This is a genomic window from Microcoleus sp. B9-D4 (assembly GCF_036705105.1).
GTDB lineage: Bacteria > Cyanobacteriota > Cyanobacteriia > Cyanobacteriales > Microcoleaceae > Microcoleus.
On record NZ_JAUBTS010000141.1, the window covers coordinates 1 to 3,208 of the forward strand.

At 44.5% G+C, this 3,208-nt stretch carries 3 protein-coding genes; all 3 read left to right on the forward strand.

The annotated features are described in order from the left end of the window. The first annotated feature begins 73 nt into the window (after positions 1 to 73). The 3 genes from QUB24_RS33015 (at position 74) to QUB24_RS33025 (ending at position 3,055) form a co-directional block, all read left to right on the forward strand. Positions 74 to 310, forward strand: a complete 237-nt coding sequence (locus tag QUB24_RS33015) for a Calvin cycle protein CP12 (RefSeq protein WP_333157785.1) — start codon at positions 74 to 76, stop codon at positions 308 to 310. A gap of 400 nt (positions 311 to 710) precedes the next feature. Continuing rightward, complete coding sequence (locus QUB24_RS33020; RefSeq protein WP_333157782.1) at positions 711 to 1,331, forward strand: DUF3177 family protein; 621 nt, start codon at positions 711 to 713, stop codon at positions 1,329 to 1,331. Positions 1,332 to 1,621: 290 nt separating this feature from the next. Then, entirely contained in the window at positions 1,622 to 3,055 is a 1,434-nt protein-coding gene (locus QUB24_RS33025) for a hypothetical protein (RefSeq protein ID WP_445300451.1), read from the forward strand. The last annotated feature ends 153 nt before the right edge of the window (positions 3,056 to 3,208 follow it).

Consider the following 3,208-nt stretch of genomic DNA (forward strand, 5'->3'; position numbering starts at 1 on the left):
GCGGTTGAAACCGCCGAGTCGTTTTCCTCTCAGGTCTAAAGACTCTGAGTTTCCCACTTACCGAATATTTTTTATGACAACAACACCCGCAGGCAACATCCAAGAAAAAATTGAAGAAGAACTAGAAAGCGCTCGTAGCGTCTGTGACCTCAAGGGCGCGGCTTCCGGCGAATGCGCGGCTGCGTGGGACGCAGTTGAAGAACTGCAAGCAGAAGCTTCCCACCAAAAGCAAGTCAAACCTAAGAATTCTTTTGAAAAATTTTGCGACGACAATCCTGACGCTGCTGAGTGCCGCATCTACGAGGAATAAACGAGCCCTTTAGCTCTATGCCTTCCCTCCCGCGCCGAAATCTAACTTTTGGCGCGGGAGAATTTTATTTGATGGGTTGAGCCTTTAGGTAATGGCGAGATTTGCCCTCTATCCCAATACGGTTCAAATCCGCCAGCTTCCCCCTCGCCCCCCAAGGGGGACAAGAATTTGCTCTTGCGTCCCCCAAGGGAGGCGAGGATGGGAAGGAGATATCTGAGGAATAAACAGTTTTAACTCAAGCGTATTGCCGTCTATCGTGTCTCAAGTAGCCTTCAAAGCGCGCCAAGTACCTTAGAAAATGTAGCAGTAACTAAAACATTAAGACCGTGTTCTGGTTGCTGATTTTTTAGCATTTTTGTAGTAAAATTTGTGACAAATAAGTGAGTATATTTTCCCAAAGATGTTGAGTCTTTTATTGGCAGCCACCGGGCCTTGGTTTCAACCGCTAGTCTGGATGGATTACCGGTTGTCTGTGTTATTAACAATTTCGATCCCGCTGGTAGTGCTGATTTGGGCTGTTGTGGCAAAAGCTGAGGCGATCGTCCGTTTGTCGATTATTTATTGGCGGGTGGCGAGTTTGCTGGCAATTACACTTTACCTGATGATGGCTGCGCTGCCTGTGAGCTTTGTGTCGTCGGTGATTGGGAGGGCATTAATTCCTGCTAGTCTGTGGTTTTGGGAGGATTTAAACGAAGAAATTGCCGATCGACCGCAGTCGCCCCTGAAACTGGCTTTTACAGCTTGGCGGTGGGCGATTACTGTTTACAGCGGTTTGGGCGCTCTAGCTCAACTTCCCTTCTTAAGCTGTGCTTTTAAATCGCAAATTGAGGTAATTGACGAACCTTTTTGCCGCATTTGGTTAGACCCACCTTGGCTCTATAAACAAATGTTTCACCCTACTACAACCCCTCAATTTTTGGGATTGTTGGGTCTGATTGGTTTAGCTATCTATGTAATTTACTTGTCATACTTTGTGCTGATTAGACTAGGAAAACAGGGGAGGTCAGCTACCGGAAATTAAGTTTAGTTTGAGTTAGTATTTCCCTCCTAAATTGCAGCTAAATTATTCCAGCAAAATCTCATAAATCCCAAATAAAAACAGCCGGGGCGCATCTAGGATAAAATCAAACTAACAGCCGGGTGGCTGACGTGACCCGCCCAAAAACGGATACAAGCCGTGGACTCCTGTCGTGGAGATCTAAAAATTTTAGACTAAGGTTCAAGCTTCCAGATTCATCTGTCGAGAAAATCTAAAATCTAAAATCTAAAATCTAAAATCGACTGACAGCAATGTTATTGGGAAAGACTGTGATGGATAGCAAACAAGCCTACTTACAGTGCTTAGAAAGGCTGATTTGGGCGATCGATCGCCTGGAAGCAAAAGTCGAACCAAGTGAACTCGCTCGGATTGCCGAACTGATTGTTCAGCCGATGATGGGGCCCTGGCGGTTTTTTCACACCCCCGAACATATTTTTGATGTGGGGGGAAAGGAAGACGCGATCGAGGTTTTGGCCGCTTTATTTCACGATACCGTCTACGTGCAAGTCGATCGCAGCATTAACTTTAACGTCAGCTACTACATCACTCCTGTTGCAAAAGAGGTTAACCAACAACTACAAATTCGGGATAAATCTGAACTGCCTGCGGATGCTACCTTCGAGATGGTAATGCTGGTATTCAAGTTTGAACCGGGCGAAGTCCTCAATCCTTTGGTTGGACAAAACGAATTTCTCAGCGCTGTGGTAGCAGCAAAAGCTCTAGAACCATTTCTCAAACGCGAGCAATTGCTTCAAATTGCAGGCTGCATTGAAGCAACAATTCCGTTTCGCGCCGCCGATGCGGGAGTAACGGTAAGCCAGCGCCTTTATAACCGCTTGCAAGCAATCAATGGCCTATTTAACCTCAGTTTAACGGACGAGGAAATGCGGGAAACGGTCAAAAAAGCTGTGCGAATCTCTAACCGGGATGTGATGAGTTTTGCTCACCATAGTTCAGCCCATTTTTTGGCAAATACCTGGAATTTACTGCCGGAAACCAATCACAATCTCATCTGCTGGGGTTTTTATACGGTTCGCGACTACCGAGTTGCTTTGTTCAAGATGGAAGGTTTTCTGAATTATCTCAAGCCAGAGATGATTTTCCGGCAGTTTGAGGGATATCCAGACGATCGCACCTATCAGCGCTGGGAAACTACGGCTAAGTACAATCTCGAAATTGCGAAGCTTTATTTGGGGTGCAAACTGGCTGCCCTAGCCCTGCTAGAAGCTCTTTCTTCGGATTTGGGGATTGAAGTTTCTCTGGCGATGATGACGGGAGGATTTCCAGATCAAGCTCCTAACTGCGTGCGCCTAGAAAGCTTTTTTCCCGAAATAGAGAAACCTTACCAACCTAAAATTGGTTTAGAAACGGAAGTATTGAATTTATTAGAAAATGGGCGGGCTAAAAGCACTTCTAATACCGATTTGGAGAGTTCGCCCCTGACAACGTTTGTGGTAAAAATTGTTGGCTTTGACGAAATGCGCTATCAGTGCGATCGAGCTAAGGAATTTTTTCGAGAAAATCTAAACGCCGACGACTTTATTTCCGACTTTAACCCGATAGTTACAGAAATTGTCATTGATTCAATTCTCAAGTTGTTTGACAGTCGGAAATCTACTATCTACCGATTCTACGATATCACTTCTAAGTTAAAGTCACAACCCCAAACCAATTTTCCCGATCGGCCTTTTCGCTCAAATAGTTAACTAGCTTTAAATACAGTATTTTTGCATACTCTATAGAAAAGACCATTACTGAGCTTATACAACAGTGGAGGGATTATAAGTAGGTAGGTGTAAAAAAACCAAAGTATGTTAAGATAAGTAAAGAGTCGAATTAAATTTACAAAACAAACAAAT

Excerpts from the sequence above, each read along its gene's own strand:
- QUB24_RS33015 (WP_333157785.1), top strand. The coding sequence starts at position 74 with ATGACAACAACACCCGCAGGCAACATCCAAGAAAAAATTGAAGAAGAA.
- QUB24_RS33020 (WP_333157782.1), top strand. The coding sequence starts at position 711 with ATGTTGAGTCTTTTATTGGCAGCCACCGGGCCTTGGTTTCAACCGCTA.
- QUB24_RS33025 (WP_445300451.1), top strand. The coding sequence starts at position 1,622 with ATGGATAGCAAACAAGCCTACTTACAGTGCTTAGAAAGGCTGATTTGG.